15 protein-coding genes are annotated in these 16,155 nt (G+C 74.4%); 10 read left to right on the top strand and 5 right to left on the bottom strand.

Annotation, left to right across the window (positions count from 1 at the left end; genetic code table 11):
* A partial coding sequence (locus tag F6X68_RS20615) for a protein-tyrosine phosphatase family protein (RefSeq protein ID WP_225852327.1) occupies positions 1-369 on the top strand: 369 nt, incomplete at its 5' end.
* A gap of 265 nt (positions 370-634) precedes the next feature.
* Positions 635-883, top strand: a complete 249-nt coding sequence (locus tag F6X68_RS20610; protein WP_151455819.1) for a hypothetical protein — start codon at positions 635-637, stop codon at positions 881-883.
* A gap of 165 nt (positions 884-1,048) precedes the next feature.
* Here F6X68_RS20610 and F6X68_RS20605 read toward each other — a convergent pair whose 3' ends face one another.
* Complete coding sequence (locus F6X68_RS20605) at positions 1,049-3,322, bottom strand: excinuclease ABC subunit UvrA (RefSeq protein WP_151455818.1); 2,274 nt, start codon at positions 3,320-3,322, stop codon at positions 1,049-1,051.
* Between the two features lie 177 nt (positions 3,323-3,499).
* On the opposite strand from F6X68_RS20605, the gene F6X68_RS20600 reads away from it, so the two are divergent.
* The gene (locus tag F6X68_RS20600; RefSeq protein ID WP_225852326.1) at positions 3,500-4,240 is read left to right on the top strand and encodes a MerR family transcriptional regulator; all 741 of its coding nucleotides are present in this window, start codon (positions 3,500-3,502) and stop codon (positions 4,238-4,240) included.
* A 1-nt stretch (position 4,241) separates the two neighbouring features.
* Here F6X68_RS20600 and F6X68_RS20595 read toward each other — a convergent pair whose 3' ends face one another.
* The 3 genes from F6X68_RS20595 to F6X68_RS20585 all read right to left on the bottom strand — a co-directional run bounded on the left by F6X68_RS20595 (position 4,242) and on the right by F6X68_RS20585 (position 6,265).
* Positions 4,242-4,970: a class I SAM-dependent methyltransferase gene (locus F6X68_RS20595; protein ID WP_151455817.1), complete on the bottom strand. Its 729-nt coding sequence runs from the start codon at positions 4,968-4,970 to the stop codon at positions 4,242-4,244.
* A gap of 177 nt (positions 4,971-5,147) precedes the next feature.
* A complete protein-coding gene (locus tag F6X68_RS20590; RefSeq protein WP_225852325.1) occupies positions 5,148-5,888 on the bottom strand; it encodes a YwiC-like family protein in 741 nt (246 codons plus the stop codon).
* A gap of 44 nt (positions 5,889-5,932) precedes the next feature.
* Entirely contained in the window at positions 5,933-6,265 is a 333-nt protein-coding gene (locus F6X68_RS20585; RefSeq protein ID WP_151455816.1) for a cupin domain-containing protein, read from the bottom strand.
* Between the two features lie 264 nt (positions 6,266-6,529).
* Here F6X68_RS20585 and F6X68_RS20580 point away from each other — a divergent pair, with 264 nt between their 5' ends.
* The gene (locus F6X68_RS20580; RefSeq protein WP_225852324.1) at positions 6,530-7,873 is read left to right on the top strand and encodes a D-alanyl-D-alanine carboxypeptidase family protein; all 1,344 of its coding nucleotides are present in this window, start codon (positions 6,530-6,532) and stop codon (positions 7,871-7,873) included.
* A gap of 87 nt (positions 7,874-7,960) precedes the next feature.
* The gene (locus F6X68_RS20575) at positions 7,961-8,782 is read left to right on the top strand and encodes a peptidylprolyl isomerase (RefSeq protein ID WP_370518967.1); all 822 of its coding nucleotides are present in this window, start codon (positions 7,961-7,963) and stop codon (positions 8,780-8,782) included.
* 300 nt (positions 8,783-9,082) lie between these two features.
* Here the strand turns inward: F6X68_RS20575 and F6X68_RS20570 are convergent, their stop codons facing one another.
* Positions 9,083-10,105, bottom strand: coding sequence for a LacI family DNA-binding transcriptional regulator (locus F6X68_RS20570; protein WP_132234512.1), 1,023 nt, complete (start codon positions 10,103-10,105; stop codon positions 9,083-9,085).
* Positions 10,106-10,342: 237 nt separating this feature from the next.
* On the opposite strand from F6X68_RS20570, the gene F6X68_RS20565 reads away from it, so the two are divergent.
* From F6X68_RS20565 to F6X68_RS20545, 5 genes are all read left to right on the top strand, one after another.
* Entirely contained in the window at positions 10,343-11,641 is a 1,299-nt protein-coding gene (locus tag F6X68_RS20565; protein WP_151455815.1) for an ABC transporter substrate-binding protein, read from the top strand.
* Positions 11,642-11,649: 8 nt separating this feature from the next.
* Positions 11,650-12,591 carry a carbohydrate ABC transporter permease gene (locus tag F6X68_RS20560; RefSeq protein WP_151455814.1) on the top strand — a complete coding sequence of 314 codons (942 nt, stop codon included), beginning with the start codon at positions 11,650-11,652 and terminating at the stop codon, positions 12,589-12,591.
* Entirely contained in the window at positions 12,588-13,409 is an 822-nt protein-coding gene (locus F6X68_RS20555) for a carbohydrate ABC transporter permease (RefSeq protein ID WP_225852323.1), read from the top strand. Before F6X68_RS20560 ends, F6X68_RS20555 begins: the two co-directional genes overlap by 4 nt.
* Positions 13,406-15,784 (top strand): beta-glucosidase, encoded by a 2,379-nt coding sequence (locus F6X68_RS20550; protein ID WP_225852322.1) that lies wholly within the window; start codon positions 13,406-13,408, stop codon positions 15,782-15,784. Before F6X68_RS20555 ends, F6X68_RS20550 begins: the two co-directional genes overlap by 4 nt.
* A gap of 3 nt (positions 15,785-15,787) precedes the next feature.
* Positions 15,788-16,155, top strand: a 368-nt coding sequence (locus F6X68_RS20545) for an acetylxylan esterase (protein ID WP_151455813.1), incomplete at its 3' end; no start/stop codon positions are given.

Raw genomic sequence — 16,155 nt, 5'->3', positions numbered from 1 at the left:
AGTGGGGCGCGGGTACGGGGGCGACGGGTCGCGGACGAGGCGTCGCCCGCCGACTTCACCCTGCTGCTGGCCCCCGGGCCGGTGCCCGCCTGGCCGCACCGGCGGATCCGGTGGCCCGACTTCTGGGTGCCGGTCGACCGGGCGGACGCGGTCGACGCGCTGACCGAGGCGCTGCGCCGTGCCCACGGTGGCGAACGCGTCGAGGTGGCCTGCCGGGGCGGCACCGGGCGTACGGGCACCGCGCTGGCGGCGCTGGCGATCCTCGACGGGCTGCCGCCCGAGCGGGCGGTGGACTGGGTGCGCGCCACCTACCGCCCGCGGGCCGTGGAGACGCCCTGGCAGCGTCGCTGGCTGCGCCGCCTCACCTGACGCACCGCGCGCCCTGCCCCGAGCCGCGCGCCCGGCCGGCATCGCACCGCGCCCGAGCCGCGCACCCTGCGCCGAGCCGCGCACCTGGCCGGCATCGCGCCGCGCCCGAGCCGGGCACCGCACCGGGGGCACCGCAGCGGCGACTACCTTCGACGGGGCAGTCGGGCGCGGCGGGCTGTGGTGCTTGTCATCGGACGTGTTTGTGCAGCTCACGAGGGGTATGAGTGGCGCCGCACCCCGATTTCCGAGGCAGGTACCAGGCACCATGGCTCCATCCCGCATCCCCGTCCGCCACCACGGCGCCCACCGGGCGCCGGCCCGCCCGGCGTCGGTGACCGCCCGCACCGTGGCGTCCCTGGCCGTTCTCGTCGTACTCGCCACACTCTTCCTCGACGCCCTGCTGATCATCGTCGGGCTGCTCACTCCGGTCGCGGCGTCGGTGTCGCCGTTACGGCGTTGGGCGCGCCGGCTGGCGGCGCCGTCCGCCCGGGCGGTCCCCGTGTCGGGACGCTGACCGCCCGGCGGGCGCCCCCGGGCACCGCCCCCGGCCAGGCAACCGGGGATGTGGACCCGGGCGGCCGAGGGCGATGCGATCCGGGCCGGAGGGCGATGCGATCCGGGGCCGGGCGTGACCGGCCCGGTGCGGCGTCCGAAGGGTCGCCCTCGTCCGGCCAAGGGCTCAGCGGCCCACGTACTCGCGCAGGTGACGGGCGGTCAACGTGTCGGCGTGGGCGACCAGGTCGGCCGGCGTACCGGTGAAGACGATCCGGCCGCCGTCGTGTCCCGCCCCCGGACCGAGGTCGATCAGCCAGTCGGCGTGCGCCATGACCGCCTGATGGTGCTCGATGACGACGACGGTGTTGCCGGCGTCGACCAGCCGGTCCAGCAGGGCGAGCAGTTGGTCCACGTCGGCCAGGTGCAGGCCGGTGGTCGGCTCGTCCAGGACGTACGTGCTCCCGCTGTCGGCCATGCGGATGGCCAGTTTGAGCCGCTGCCGCTCGCCCCCGGAGAGCGTGTTGAGCGGCTGGCCGAGGGTGAGGTAGCCGAGCCCGACGTCGACCAGCCGGTCGAGGATCGCCCGGGCGGGCCCGCCGGGGAAGAAGTCGCGGGCCTCCGTGGCCGGCATCGCGAGCACCTCGCTGATGTTCTTCCCGCGCAGGCGGTAGGTGAGCACCTCGTCGGTGAAGCGCCGCCCCTCGCACCGCTCGCAGACCGAGGCGACGCCGGCCATCATCGCCAGGTCGGTGTAGACCAGGCCGATGCCCTTGCAGGTGGGGCAGGCGCCTTCGGAGTTGGCGCTGAACAGCGCGGCCTTGACCCCGTTGGCCTTGGCGAAGGCGGCGCGGATCGGGTCCAGCAGGCCGGTGTAGGTGGCCGGGTTGCTGCGCCGGGAACCCCGGATCGGCGACTGGTCGACGACCACCACGCCGTCGCGGCGGTGCAGCGAGCCGTGGATCAGTGAGCTCTTGCCGGAGCCGGCCACCCCGGTCACCACGGTCAGCACCCCGAGCGGGATGTCGACGTCGACGTCGCGCAGGTTGTGCAGGTCGGCGTTGCGGATCGACAGCTGGCCGGACGGCCGGCGTACGTGCTCGCGCAGGCGTACCCGGTGGTCGAGGTGCCGGCCGGTGAGGGTGTCGGAGCGGCGCAGGCCGGCGACGTCGCCGGTGAAGCAGATCCGGCCGCCGGCCGTGCCGGCCCCGGGCCCGAGGTCGACCACGTGGTCGGCGATGGCGATCGTCTCGGGCTTGTGCTCGACGACCAGCACCGTGTTGCCCTTGTCGCGCAGGCGCAGCAGCAGGTCGTTCATCCGGGCGATGTCGTGCGGGTGCAGGCCGACCGTCGGCTCGTCGAAGACGTACGTGACGTCGGAGAGGCTGGAGCCGAGGTGCCGGACCATCTTCACCCGCTGCGCCTCGCCGCCGGAGAGAGTGGCGGACTCGCGATCCAGGCTCAGGTAGCCCAGGCCGATCTCTACCAGCGAGTCGAGCAGGTCGCGCAGGTTGCCGGTCAGCGGGGCGACCGACGGGTCGTCGATGGCGCGGACGAACCCGGCCAGGTCGCTGATCTGCATCGCCGAGCACTCGGCGATGTTGCGCCCATCGATCCGGGACGAGAGTGCCGCCGCGTTGAGCCGGGCCCCGCCGCAGTCGGCGCAGGTGGTGAAGGTGACCGCCCGGTCGACGAACGCGCGGATGTGCGCCTGCATCGACTCGCGGTCCTTGGCCAGGTAGAGCCGGCGGACCTTGACCACCAGGCCCTCGTACGTCCAGTTGTTGCTGCCCACCTTGATCTTCGTGGACGGCTTGTGGAGGAAGTCCTGCCACTGCTGCGGCGTGTAGTCCTGGAGCTTCGTGTCGGGGTCGAACAGCCCGGAGTGGACGATGGTCTGCCAGTACCACGAGTCGACGGCGAAGTTGGGCACCTTGATCGCGCCGTCGTTGAGCGAGCGCTCCACGTCGACGAGTTCGTCGACGTCGAGGTCGGAGACCCGCCCGAGGCCCTCACACGCCGGGCACATGCCCTCGGCGAGGTTGAAGCTGAACGCGCCGGCCCCGCCCACGTGCGGGGTGCCGAGCCGGCTGAAGACAATGCGCAGCATCGCGTACGCGTCGGTGGCGGTGCCGACGGTGGAGCGCGAGTTGGCGCCCATCCGCTCCTGGTCGACGACGATGGCCGCGCTGAGGTTGCGCAGCGAGTCGACGTCGGGGCGGCTCACGTTCGGCATGAACGACTGGAGGAAGGCGCTGTAGGTCTCGTTGATCAGGCGCTGCGACTCGGCGGCGATGGTCCCGAAGACCAGGGACGACTTCCCGGAGCCGGAGACCCCGGTGAAGACGGTCAGCCGGCGCTTGGGGATGTCCACCGAGACGGAGGCGAGGTTGTTCTCCCGGGCGCCGCGCACCTCGATCATGTCGTGACTGTCGGCGGCGGACCGTGCTGGCTGCTGCATGCGAACCCTTCGCGAGATCGTGGGCGGGGTCCCGCCCGGGGTACATCTACGGGGGCCAGGCCGCCTTCAATCGTCTCATTCAACCTCCCGTGGAGGGTTTCATCTCCTGCTGCGGCACCAACGGCCCGGAGTGGGCGGGAAAGTCTCAAACCACGTGTAGACCGGTAGGGTGGCCCGGTGGTGGATGCGGGACGACGGGCCGGACGGTGGCGGGGGGCGGAGGTCGCGGCGACCGCGGGCATCTCCGTCCAGCAGGTGCGCAACTACGTCGACCTCGGCGTGCTGCCGCCGGTCGAGCGCACCCCCGCCGGCTACCGCGTCTTCACCGTCGACCACGTGCGGGCGCTGGCGGTGGTCCGGCGGATGGCCGAGGGGCACGGCTGGGCGCGTACCCGGGAGGTCATGGTCGCGGTGCACCGGGGCGACCTGGCGGCGGCGCTGGCGGCGCTCGACGCCGGCCACGCCGAGCTGGACCGGGAGCGGGCCGACATCCGGCGGGTGCTCGGCGCGTTCGAGACCGTGGTGACCAGCCCGGCCGCCGTCCTGCCGGCGCCCCGGCGCGGGGCCCGCATCGGCGAGGTCGCCGACCTGGTCGGCGTCCGCACCTCGCAGCTACGGCTGTGGGAGCAGCGCGGCCTGCTCCGGCCGGTCCGCGAGCGCGGCACCGGTTACCGGGTGTACGACGCGGCCGAGCTGCGCGCCGCGCAGGTCGTGGCGCTGCTGCGCCGGGGCGCGTACCCGTTCGACATCGTCGCGGCCGTGCTCGGCGAGATGCGTACCACCGGCAGTGCCCAGCGGGTCCACGCGGAGCTGGCCAAGCGGGAGCAGGAACTGCACCGGCGCAGCCTGCGGCGGCTGCACGCCTCGGCCGCGCTCTACGACTACCTGCGCCACCGCGACCCGGCGCTGCCCGGGTGACTCAGCGCAGCACCAGCAGGTCGAGGTGGTCGACGACCGGGCCCGTCGCCGTGGCGGCCGCGGCCCGGAGCCGGGCCAGCCCCGCGGCGTACTCCTCGTCGGTGATCAACTGGAGCGGGGTGTGGGCCCGGCGGTCGAGGCCTGCGGCGCACTCGGCCAGCGACGCCGCCGTGATCTGCGCGACGGGCTCGACGGTGCTGACGGTGAACCCGGCCGTGGCGAACGCGGAGCGCACCCGCGCCAGGTCCGGATAGGTCTCGAGGACGCGGACCGCCTCCGGGAACCAGCGGAACAGCGTGATCCGCTGGTGCCGGCCGGGAAACGGCGAGCGGATCAGCACGGGCGCGCCCGGGCGGAGCACCCGGCGCAGCTCCCGCGCCGCCGCGTCGAGGTCGGGGATGTGGTGCACCATCGTGGACAGCCACGCGCCGTCCGCCACGGAGTCGCGCAGCGGCAGCGCGACCGCGTCGCCGGCGAGCAGCGGTCGGTGGCTGGCGCGGGAGCGCATCGCCCCGGCGGGCTCCACCCCCACCACCCGGGCGCCGAACCACTCGGTGAAGGCGGCGGCCCAGGCGCCGGTGCCGGCCCCGAGGTCGAGCAGCGTGGTGCCGGTACGCGGCCGAAGGTGTTGCTGCACCGCGTGCCGCCACCGGTCCAGGCCGCTGCGCGGAAGCTCCCGGGTCGCGGCGAAGGCCGCTGAGTCGGCGTCGTCGTAGGAGATCAGAGCCACGGCCATCACCTCGCCACCGTCGCCGGGCGGTCCGGTCGAACGTTCCCCGGTTCTAGTCGGTGAGCGCTGCCGGAGGCAACGGCTTGTGAGCCAACCGACGCGGTGCGTCCCGCCCTCTGGGAGCCCTCCCGTCGACGCGGGCCGACGTGGCCCGGCAGCGCCCCGCCCCCGCCGGGGTCAGAGCGCCACCGCCGCCAGCACCAGCAGGGCGCACGCCGTCTCGACCAGCCCCACCCGCATCGGCGCGACCCGACGCCCGGCGAGCAGCACCGCCCGGGCCAGCAGCACCGCGAAGACCACGGCGACCGGCACCGGCGCCCAGAGCGCCCCGGCGACCGCGACGACGGCGTGGTACGTCCACGACACCCACCGGTACCGGACGCTGTCCCGCTCCCGGATCATCGTCTTGACGTGCACGACGGTGCCGACGAGGTAGCCCAGTGCCACGACCGTCACCCCGGCCACGTTGGTCCACGGCACCCCGGCGACCGTGGCGACGACGAGACCGAGCAGGCCGCACTGCGCCACGAAGGCGAGGTCGTTGACGAACGCCCGGTCGCGGCGCCGGCGTGCGTAGCCGGCGTTGACGGCCGCGAGGGCCACGAAGATCGGGGCGTAGGCGAGCGTCGCGGGCCGGGCCACCAGCACCGGCGTGCCGAGCGCGACGGTGGCGAGCCCGTACCCGACGAGGTGCGGGCGCACCCGGCGGATCCGCCCGGTCTTGACCGCCTGCAACCCGAAGTAGGACAGCGGGTATCCGGCGAGCGCGGCCCCGAGCAGGGGAAGGTGCAGCGGATGCGGGCCGGTGACGGTCAGCGCCGCCAGGAAGGGCAGCAGCAGCATCGCCCACGCGCCGTGCTGCGGCGGCACCCAGCCCGGTGACCGGCCGCGGCCCGGAGCGTGGCCGGGGGCGCCCACGGTGAGGCTCCCGGCCGGGCGGTGACGACGGGCCGGGACGGTGCTCACGGCCGGGGCGTCACGGTGAGCAGGACGGCGGCGTCCGTGACGGCGTGCAGCGCGTGCCGCAGCGGCGGAATGACCACGAGGTCGCCGGCGTCGCCCTCCCAGGACTCGTCCCCGGCCACCAGGCGCACCCGCCCCACGAGCACCTGTAGCGTCGCCTCGCCCGGGCTGTCGTGCTCGTCGAGGGAGCGACCGCCGCGCAGGGCGAGCAGGGTCTGCCGCAGGCGGCGGTCCCGGCCCGCGTGCAGGGAACGTGCGCTGCGTCCGCTGTCGGCCTCCCGCGCGGCGGCGAGCTGCTCGTCGGCGAGGTGGGTCAGCGAGAGGGCTTCCATGGTCGTCCCTTCGTCGGTGTCGGGCGGCCCGCGGGGCGGGGACGCCGCCCGGCACGTAAACCGGAAGATCGGCTACCGCTTTCAGTCTCCAGCTTCCGTTCCGGCCGGGCCCCGCGGCAGGGCCGATGGTCCCGGAACCGGTGAGTCCGCGCCGCGGAAGCGGTCGAGCGGGAGGTGAGCCGGCCACGCCTCCGACCCGTGCCGGGCCCCCGGGCCTGGAGAACCCCGCCCGCGTCCCGAACTCCGCCGACTAGGGTGCGGTGCATGAAGGTTCGGCTGCTGGCGGCCACGGCGACCGCCGTCCTCCTCGGCACCGGTGCTCCCGTCCCCGCGGCGGCCGGCCCGGCCAACCCCGTCGCCCCCGTGACTTCGGCGCCCGGCGTCGTCGCGCCCGCGACCTCCGCGCCCGGCGTCGTCGCGTCTCCGCCCGGCGTAGTGCCGTCCGCGCCCGGGGCCGTCGGGTCCGCGCCCTGCCCGAAGGCGCCCGCGCCCAAGGTGTCCCGGCCGCCGCGTCCGTCACCGCCGCCGGCCGTGCCGGGGGAGCGGGCCGTGGGCGGCCAGGCGCTCGACACCGCCGGTCTGATCGTCCCGGCGGGGGCCGCGCGCCCGCCAGCGGTAACCGCGACCTCGTGGCTGGTCGCCGACCTGGACACCGGCCAGGTGCTGGGCGGCTGCGGCCCGCACGAGTACGGCACCCCGGCCAGCGTGCAGAAGCTGCTGCTGGCGGCCACCATGCTGCCCCGGCTCGACCCGCAGCAGGTCGTCACCGTCACCGACGGGGACATGGACATCGAACCCGGCTCCTCGGCCGTCGGGCTGGTCGCCGGCGGACGGTACCGGATCGAGACCGTCTGGCTCGGGCTGCTGCTCCAGTCCGGCAACGAGGCGGCCAACGTGCTGGCCCGGCTCGGCGGCGGGCCGGACGGAATGGCCGGCGGCGTGCGGGCGATGAACGAGGAGGCGCACCGCCTCGGCGCCCTCCAGACCCACGCGGTGACCCCCTCCGGTCTCGACGGACGAGGCCAGTTCACCAGCGCGTACGACCTGGCGCTGGTCGCCCGGGCCTGCTTCGCCGAGCCGACGTTCCGCCGGTACGCGCTGACCGAGACGCACCGCATCCCCGCCCAGCCGGCGCAGCGCACCAAGGGTTTCGAGATCCAGAACGAGAACCAGCTCATCTACCGCTACCCGGGCGCGCTCGGCGGCAAGACCGGCTTCACCGACCTGGCCCGGCACACCTACGTCGGGGCGGCCCAGCGCAACGGGCGGCGGCTGGTGGTCACGTTGCTCGGTGCCGAGCCGCAGCCCGCGCGGGGCTGGGAGCAGGGCGCCGCCCTGCTCGACTGGGGCTTCACGCTGCCCCGGCGCTCCGCCGTCGGCCGGCTGGTCGAGCCCGGGGAACTGACCGCCTCGGCGACCCCCTCGCCACCCGCGCTCGCCGCCACCGTCGATCCGCGCCCGGCCGCGGCCAGCGGCCCGCTCGAGGACGGGCTGATCGCCCGGTGGCCCGTGGCCGCGCTCGCGGCGGTGGCGGTCGCGCTGCTGGGGGCGGCGCTGCTCTGGCGCCGCCGGGCGGCCCGGCGCCGGTACGGCGGGGCTCCTTCCTGACCTGGACGGGGGCGGGGCGGATCGACAAGCGACGACGGGATCCATAGACTCCGGTCTTTGCAGCGCCACGAGTCCAGGAGGATCCCCGTGTCGAGCGAACCCCGACCGCACCCCGTCCCGCCGTCGATCGAGGCACCCCACCGGCCGGCCCGTACGCTGTCCCGCCTCGCCGGGGTGGCCCTGGTCGCGGGCGCGCTGGTCACCGGTGGCGGCGCCGCCGCGGTCGCCGCGCCCGGCGGAGCCCCGGCCGACGCCGCCGCCGTTTACCGGGTCACGCCCGGCCCGTGCGCCTACACGGAGACGCCCGAGGACCCCGCCGCCAGGCCGGTCCCGCTGCCGCCCGACCCGAGGCGCACCCCCGACCGGGGCACCGTGCGCGTCACGCTGCGCACCAACCAGGGGCCGATCGGGCTGACCCTCGACCGGGAGGCGGCCCCCTGCACCGTGCAGAGCTTCCTGCACCTGGTGCGCCACCGCTTCTACGACCGGACCTCCTGCCACCGGCTCACCGCGTACCCGACGCTGAAGGTGCTCCAGTGCGGTGACCCGTCCGGCACCGGCTCCGGCGGTCCCGGCTACCGCTACGCCGACGAGCTGCCCACCGACCTGCCGCCCGCGCCCACCGACCCGACCGGCGTACGCCGGCTCTACGCCCGGGGCACCCTCGCCATGGCCAACGCCGGCCCGGACACCAACGGCAGCCAGTTCTTCCTGGTCCAGTCGGACTCGGCGCTGCGCCCCAACTACACGGTGTTCGGCTCGATCGACGCCGCCGGCCTGGCCACCCTGGACCGGATCGCCGCCGGCGGCATCGCCCCCACCGCCGAGGACCCCGCGCCGGTCGACGGCGCGCCCGCCCTGCCGGTGGACATCCGCCGCGCGGTCCGGCACCACCACCCGCACCGCTGAACCCGAAGGCCCAGTGGTCCCCGCCGGCCGCGGCGCCGTTCCGGTACGTCCGGCCGGTCTGCGACGGCGGGGGCCGGCGTGCCGGTCCGGCTACGTCCGGCCGGACCAGGACGGCGCTGGACCGGCGCGCCGGTCCGGGGCGGTCGGCTGACCCGGGCGGTGGGGGACCGCTGCGCCGACCGGAACGTCCGCACGGCCCGCGCGCGGTGACTTCCGGCGGTCAGGCCGGTGGCGATCCCCCGGAACTTCCGGAACGCTGTCGGGAGCGCCGCGGCCGGACGGCGAGCCGCGCGGTGGCGCTCACGACCGGCGCGGCGGCGCCGTGCTGTCCCGGACGACCAGGTTGGTGGCGAGTTCCACCCGGGGGGAGTCGATGCCCTCGCCCTGCGCCAGCCGCAGCACGGTCCGGGCGGCCAGGCGACCCATCTCCACCAGCGGTTGCCGGACGGTGGTCAGCGGCGGTGACGCCCAGCGGGCCTCGGGCAGGTCGTCGAAGCCCACGACGCTGACGTCGTCGGGGATCCGCAGCCCGCGGCGGCGGACGGCCTCGTAGACGCCGAAGGCCATCTGGTCGCTGGCCGCGAAGATGGCCGTCGGCGGGTCGTCGAGGTCGAGCAGCGCCGTCCCGGCGGCGAAACCCGAGGCGTGGTAGAAGTCGCCGGGGTGCACCAGACGGTCCTCCACCGGCACCCCGGCCGCCTCCAGCCCGGCCCGGTGGCCGTCCAGGCGGGCCCGGCTGCACAGCAGGTGCGTCGGCCCGGCGACGAAGCCGATCCGCCGGTGCCCGAGCGACAGCAGGTGCTCGGTCGCGGCGAGCCCGCCGGCCCAGTTGGTGGCGCCGACGGTGGGCACGTCGGTGGCGGGCACGCCGGCCGGGTCGACGACGACCACGGGCACGTTGAGGCGGCGCAGCTGCGCGTGCAGCGGCGGGCTCAGGTGCGAGGTCACGAAGATGACGCCGTCCGTGGCGCGGGCCCGCAGGTTCTGCAACCACTGCCGGGCGGCGGTCGACTGGCGGTGGATCGCGGAGACCACCGTGCCGACGCCCGCGCCGTGCCCGACGTCCTCGACCCCCCGGATGATCTCGACCGCCCAGGGGCTGTCCAGGTCGTTGAAGACCAGGTCGACCAGGCCGACGCGGCTGACCGTGCGGCTGCCGCGGCGCTGGTAGCCGTGCTGGCGCAGCAGCTCCTCCACCCGCTCGCGGGTGCCGGGAGCCACGTCCGAGCGCCCGTTGAGCACCCGCGACACGGTCGGCACCGAGACCCCGGCCTCCCGCGCGATTGCGGTGATGGTGATCCTGCGCCCGTCGTCGCCGTCCACCCGCGTCTCCTTCACCGGTCGGAAGACCGACCGTACCCGTGACCACCGAAAAACGTCCGGAACGGCGTGGCCGCTCCACCGGCCCATCTTGCCCCACGATCGGGGGTTGACGACACGGCAGGTCGGTTCTAGCGTTCGGACGAGTTACGGAAGTATTCCGGAAACTTGTCGGACACCTTTCGGTCGTCGCGCCGGCGGCGACGTCCCCCACCACACCCCCACCACGAGAGGTCGATCATGACTGTACGCACGCGGCTCGCCCGGGTCGTCGCGCTCGGCGCCGCCCTGGCGCTGGCGTTGCCACTGACCGCCTGCGGTGACGGTGACTCGGCCGCCGGCCCGGACGAGATCCGCATCCTGGTGTACGGCGACGCCACCAACAAGGTCGAGAAACAGCTCGTCGAGACGTTCAACAAGACGTCGAAGGTCAAGGCGGTGCTGGACACCATCCCCGGCGCCGACTACCAGACCAAGCTCCAGACCATCATCAACACCAAGCAGGCGCCGGACGTCTTCTTCAACTGGGGCGGCGGCAGCATCACCCCGTTCGTCAAGGCCGACCTGTTGCTGCCGCTGGACGACATGATCGCCAAGGACCCGGGGCTGAAGGCGAACTTCCTGCCGTCGGTCTTCAACACCGCCATGGTCGACGGCAAGGCGTACGGGGTGCCGATGCGCGGCACCCAGCCGGTGCTGCTGTTCCACAACAAGAAGGTCCTCGCCGACGCCGGGATCACCCCGCCGAAGACGTGGGACGACCTGCTGGCGGCCGTGCGGACGCTCAAGGGCAAGGGGATCACGCCGATCGCCCTCGGCGGCGGCGACCAGTGGCCGACCCAGATGTGGTACCAGTACCTCTACGACCGGGTGGCCGGCCCCGAGCTGTTCGCCAAGGCGCTCGGCGGCGACAAGAGCGCCTGGGAGAGCCCGGAGAGCCGCCGCGCCCTGGAGCTGCTGCGGCAGCTGACCGACGCGGGTGCGTTCGGCACCAACTTCGACTCGGTCAAGTTCACCGACGGCGGCTCGCCCGCCCTGCTGTCCAGCGGCAAGGCCGGCTTCGAGCTGATGGGCTCGTGGAACTACTCGACCCACCACGACGCCAACCCGACCTTCGCCGCCGAGGGCCTCGGCTGGAGCGCCTTCCCGAGCGTCCCGGGTGGCAAGGGCGACCCGCGCAACGTGGTCGGCAACACCAACAACTTCTACTCGGTGCTGAAGAAGACCCGGCACCCGGAGGCGGTGGCCGAGTTCCTCAAGCTCCAGTACTCCGACGAGTTCGTCCAGGCGCAGCTGTCCATCGGCAACCTGCCGACCACCACCAACACGGAGAAGTTCCTCGACGGCGCCACCAACCCGGACTACCTGAAGTACCAGTTCACCCTGGTCAAGGAGGCCCCGAACTTCCAGCTCTCCTGGGACCAGGCGTACCCGCCGGCCGCCACCACGACCATCCACCAGGCCGTGCAGCAGTACTGCAACGGCCGGATGGACGCCGCCGGCTTCATCAAGGCGATGCAGTCCCTCCAGGCGGGCTGAGCGCGACCATGTCCACCACCACCCTCGCCGCCTCCGCCGCGACGGAGCAGCGACGGGCCCGACGAAGCCCGGGCGGCCCCACCCTCAGCCGCCCGGGCTTCGCCTGGGCCCTCCCCGCCACCCTGTTCTTCGGGCTCTTCGCGCTCGTCCCGCTGGTCCTCGTGGTCGTGCTCAGCTTCACCAGTTGGGCGGGCCTCGGCTCGCCGGAGTACGTCGGGCTGGACAACTGGCAGCGGCTCGCCCGCGACCCCGTGATGATCAACAGCCTGTGGCTGAGCGTCCTGCTCACCGCCCTCGGCGTGCTGGTGCAGACGCCGCTGAGCCTGCTGATCGGCGTGTGGGCGGCCGGGCCGCAGCGCAACCGGGCCGTGCTGTCCGCCATCTTCTTCCTGCCGCTGCTGCTGTCGGCGACCGCCGTGTCGGTGCTGTGGCGGGCGCTGCTCGACCCGAACTTCGGCGTGCCCGGCCAGGCCCCGTGGCTGTTCGGCGACGGCAACCTCTTCGGCAGCCGGACGGGCGCGATCGCCGTGCTGGTCTTCGTCGGCAGCTGGCAGTTCATCCCGTTCCACGCGCTGATCTACCAGGGCGCGGCCCGCGCCGTGCCGGCGGTGCTCTACCAGGCCGCCGAGGTCGACGGCGCCGGCCGGTGGGAGCAGTTCCGCCACGTGACCCTGCCGCAGCTGCGCAACGCCATGATCACCTCCGTGGTCCTCATGGTCGTCGGCGGGCTGACCACGTTCGACACCGTGCTGATCCTCACCCAGGGCGGGCCGGGCACCGACACCACCATCACCGCCTACCACATGTACGAGCAGGCGTTCCGGAGCTTCGACTTCGGCGCGGGCGCGGCCATCGCCCTGCTCCTCGTCGTCGTCGCCACCGTCATCTCGCTGATCGTGGTCCGGGTCTCCGGCTACGACAAGATGCGCTCCACGATGGAGGGCCTGTGAAGCGGCACCGCCCAAACTGGATCGCCGGGATCGGCGCCCTGGCCTGGCTCCTCGTGGTCGGCCTGCCGATCTACGTCATGCTGGCGACCACCGTGCAGACCCGGGAGGGCTACGGCCGCAACGGCCCGCTCGCCCCGCCCGACACCTTCACCCTCGACAACTACACCGGCGCCTTCGACGAGGGCTTCGGCCGCTACCTGTTCAACACTCTCGTGGTGACGGTGAGCGTGGTGGCCATCGTGCTGCTGCTCGTGCCGCCGCTGGCGTACGCCATCGTGCGCAGCCGCAGTCGGCTCACCTCCGGCGTGTTCCGGCTGTTCCTGCTGGGCCTGGCGATCCCGGCGCAGGCGGTCATCGTGCCGATCTTCTACCTGATCAGCAAGGCGGGGCTCTACGACAACCTCGTCGGCGTCATCCTGCCCACCGCCGCGTTCTCCCTGCCGGTGTGCGCGCTGATCCTCAGCGGCGTCATGCGGGACATCACCCCCGACCTGTACGAGGCGATGGCCATCGACGGCGCCAGCCCGGCGCGGGTCTTCGCCCAGCTGGTGCTGCCGCTGTCGCGCGGCGGGATCGCCACGATCGCGGTCTTCTCCGCCCTCCAGGCGTGGAACGGCTTCCTGTTCCCGCTGATCCTCACCCAGTCCGACTCCACCAAGGTGATCACCCTCGGCCTCTACAACTTCCAGACGCAGTACGGGATCAACATTCCCGGCCTGCTCGCCGCGGTCGTGCTGTCGATGGTGCCCGTCCTGCTCGTCTATCTGTTCGCCCGGCGGGCCCTGGTGCAGGGGCTGATGGGCGTCGGAGGAAAGTGACCGACAACGTGACCCTCGACATCGCCCCCGGCACCGCGATCTGGACCGACCCGACCCTCGACCTCGCGACCCGGGTGGACGCCCTGGTCGCCGTGATGACCCTGCCGGAGAAGGTGGCCCAGCTCTACGGCGTCTGGGTCGGCGCCGCCGCCGACGGGGGAGAGGTCGCGCCGTACCAGCACGAGATGGAGGAACCGGTCGACCTGGCCGCCCTGCTGGACACGGGTCTCGGCCAGCTGACCCGCCCGTTCGGCACCGCCCCGGTCGACCCCGCGCTCGGCGCGCTGTCGCTGCTGCGGACCCAGCAGCGCGTCGCCGCCGCCAACCGGTTCGGCATCCCGGCGATGGCGCACGAGGAGTGCCTGGCCGGCTTCGCCGCCTGGGGCGCCACCGCGTACCCCGTGCCGCTGTCCTGGGGCGCCACCTTCGATCCGGAGCTGATCGGGCGGATGGCCGCGGCCATCGGCGCCGACCTGCGCCGCGTCGGGGTGCACCAGGGGCTGGCCCCAGTGCTCGACGTGGTGCGCGACGCGCGCTGGGGGCGGGTGGAGGAGACGATCGGCGAGGACCCCTACCTGGTGGGCACCATCGCCACCGCGTACGTGCGGGGCCTGGAGTCCGCCGGCGTGGTGGCGACGCTGAAGCACTTCGCCGGCTACTCCGCCTCCCGGGGCGGGCGCAACCTGGCGCCGGTGGCGATGGGCCCCCGCGAGCGCGCGGACGTGATCCTCCCGCCGTTCGAGATGGCGGTACGCGAGGGCGGCGCGCGGTCGGTGATGCACGCCTACACCGACACCGACGGGATGCCCTCGGCGGCCGACGAGGAGCTGCTGACCGGCCTGCTCCGCGACGCCTGGGGCTTCCCGGGCACCGTGGTGGCCGACTACTTCGGCATCGCCTTCCTGCACACCCTGCACGGCGTGGCCGGCAGCTGGGCCGAGGCGGCGGCCGAGGCCCTGGCAGCCGGCGTGGACGTCGAGCTGCCGACGGTCAAGACGTTCGGCGAGCCGCTGCGCGAGGCGCTCGCGGCCGGCGCGGTGCCGGAGGCACTGATCGACCGGGCGGTGCGTCGGGTGCTGACGCAGAAGGCGCAGCTCGGTCTCCTCGACGCCGACTGGAGCGCGGTGCCGGCCGCGCTGGCCGGCGCCGACCTGTCCGACCCGGAGGCGCTGCGCGGCACCGTCGACCTGGACCCGCCCGCCAACCGGGCGCTGGCCCGCGAGGTGGCCGAGCGCTCCGTGGTGCTGCTGGCCAACGACGGCACCCTGCCGCTGCACCGGCCGGCCCGCATCGCGCTGGTCGGCCCACAGGCGGAGAGCCCCACGGCGGTGCTGGGCTGCTACTCGTTCCCCGCCCACGTCGGCTCCCGGCATCCCGAGGTGCCCGTCGGCATCGCGCTGCCCACCCTGGCGGCGGCGCTGCGCGCCGAGTTCCCCGGCAGTGTCGTGGTCACCGTGGCCGGCGTCTCCGTCGACGGCGACGACACTTCCGGGGTGCCGGCGGCCGTCGCGGCGGCGCGGGACGCGGACGTGGTCGTCGCCGCGCTCGGCGACCGGGCGGGACTGTTCGGGCGGGGCACCAGCGGCGAGGGCTGCGACGCCGAGTCGCTGGCCCTGCCCGGGGCGCAGCAGCACCTGCTCGACGCGCTGCTGGACACCGGTACGCCCGTGGTGGTGACGATGCTCGCCGGGCGACCCTACGCGCTGGGCCGGGCGGTGACCGACGCGGCGGCGATCGTGCAGTCGTTCTTCCCCGGCGAGGAGGGCACCCCGGCCGTCGCCGGCGTGCTCAGCGGCCGGGTCGCACCGCAGGGGCGGCTGCCGGTCAGCGTGCCCCGGGGGCCGGGCGCGCAGCCGACCACCTACCTGTCGGCCCGGCTGGGCCAGGCCAGCGACGTCTCCAACGTCGACCCGACGCCGGCGTTCGGCTTCGGGCACGGCCTGGGCTACACCACGTTCGACTGGTCGGGCCTGGTCGTCGACGAGCCGCTCGCGGCGACCGACGGTGAGCTGCGGCTGCACTTCACGGTGCGCAACACCGGCTCCCGGTGGGGAAGCGAGGTGGTGCAGGTGTACGCCCACGACCCGGTGGCCTCGGTGGTCCAGCCGGTGCAGCGGCTGGTCGGTTACCTGCGGGTGCCGCTGGAGGCGGGCGCGGCCTGCCGGGTCGACCTGGCCGTGCCGGCCGACCTGTTCGCCTTCACGGGGCGCGACGGGCGGCGCGTCGTCGAGCCGGGGGAGCTGGAGCTGCGGCTGGCGGCGTCCAGCACCGACCACCGGCTGGTGGCGGCGGTCGCGCTGCGTGGTCCCGCCCGGCACGTCGACCACACCCGGCGGCTGCACCCCCGCTTCGCCGTCACGCCGTCGGCCGGCTGAGCGGTGGCCCTCACCGACCTGCCCGAGGAGCAGTTGCGCGCGTACCGCGGCGGGGTGCGGGAGCCGGCGGACTTCGACCGGTTCTGGGCGGACACGATCGCCGAGTCGCGGGAGTGCGGCTGGCCGGTGCGCGCCGAGCCGGTGCCCACCGGGCTGGCCACGATCGACGTGCTCGACGTGACCTTTCCCGGCTTCGCCGGGCAGCCGGTGCGGGCCTGGCTGCGGCTGCCGCGCGGCGCCGAGTCGCCCCTGCCCACCGTCGTGCAGTACGCCGGCTACGGCGGCGGCCGGGGCCACCCGCTGGAGAACCTGCTGTGGGCCTCGGCCGGGTTCGCGCACCTGCAGATGGACACCCGGGGGCAGGGGGCGGG

The sequence above is a fragment of the Micromonospora sp. AMSO12t genome (genome assembly GCF_008806585.1).
In the GTDB taxonomy this organism is placed as follows: domain Bacteria; phylum Actinomycetota; class Actinomycetes; order Mycobacteriales; family Micromonosporaceae; genus Micromonospora; species Micromonospora reichwaldensis.
The sequence above is the reverse complement of the archived record's forward strand: the minus strand, read 5'-3'. Positions and strand labels throughout refer to the sequence as shown.

What these genes read in the sequence shown, in the direction of transcription:
- F6X68_RS20580 (WP_225852324.1), top strand. Translation starts at nt 6,530, where the DNA reads ATGAAGGTTCGGCTGCTGGCGGCCACGGCGACCGCCGTCCTCCTCGGC.
- F6X68_RS20610 (WP_151455819.1), top strand. Translation starts at nt 635, where the DNA reads ATGGCTCCATCCCGCATCCCCGTCCGCCACCACGGCGCCCACCGGGCG.
- F6X68_RS20585 (WP_151455816.1), bottom strand. Translation starts at nt 6,265, where the DNA reads ATGGAAGCCCTCTCGCTGACCCACCTCGCCGACGAGCAGCTCGCCGCC.
- F6X68_RS20560 (WP_151455814.1), top strand. Translation starts at nt 11,650, where the DNA reads ATGTCCACCACCACCCTCGCCGCCTCCGCCGCGACGGAGCAGCGACGG.
- F6X68_RS20605 (WP_151455818.1), bottom strand. Translation starts at nt 3,322, where the DNA reads ATGCAGCAGCCAGCACGGTCCGCCGCCGACAGTCACGACATGATCGAG.
- F6X68_RS20565 (WP_151455815.1), top strand. Translation starts at nt 10,343, where the DNA reads ATGACTGTACGCACGCGGCTCGCCCGGGTCGTCGCGCTCGGCGCCGCC.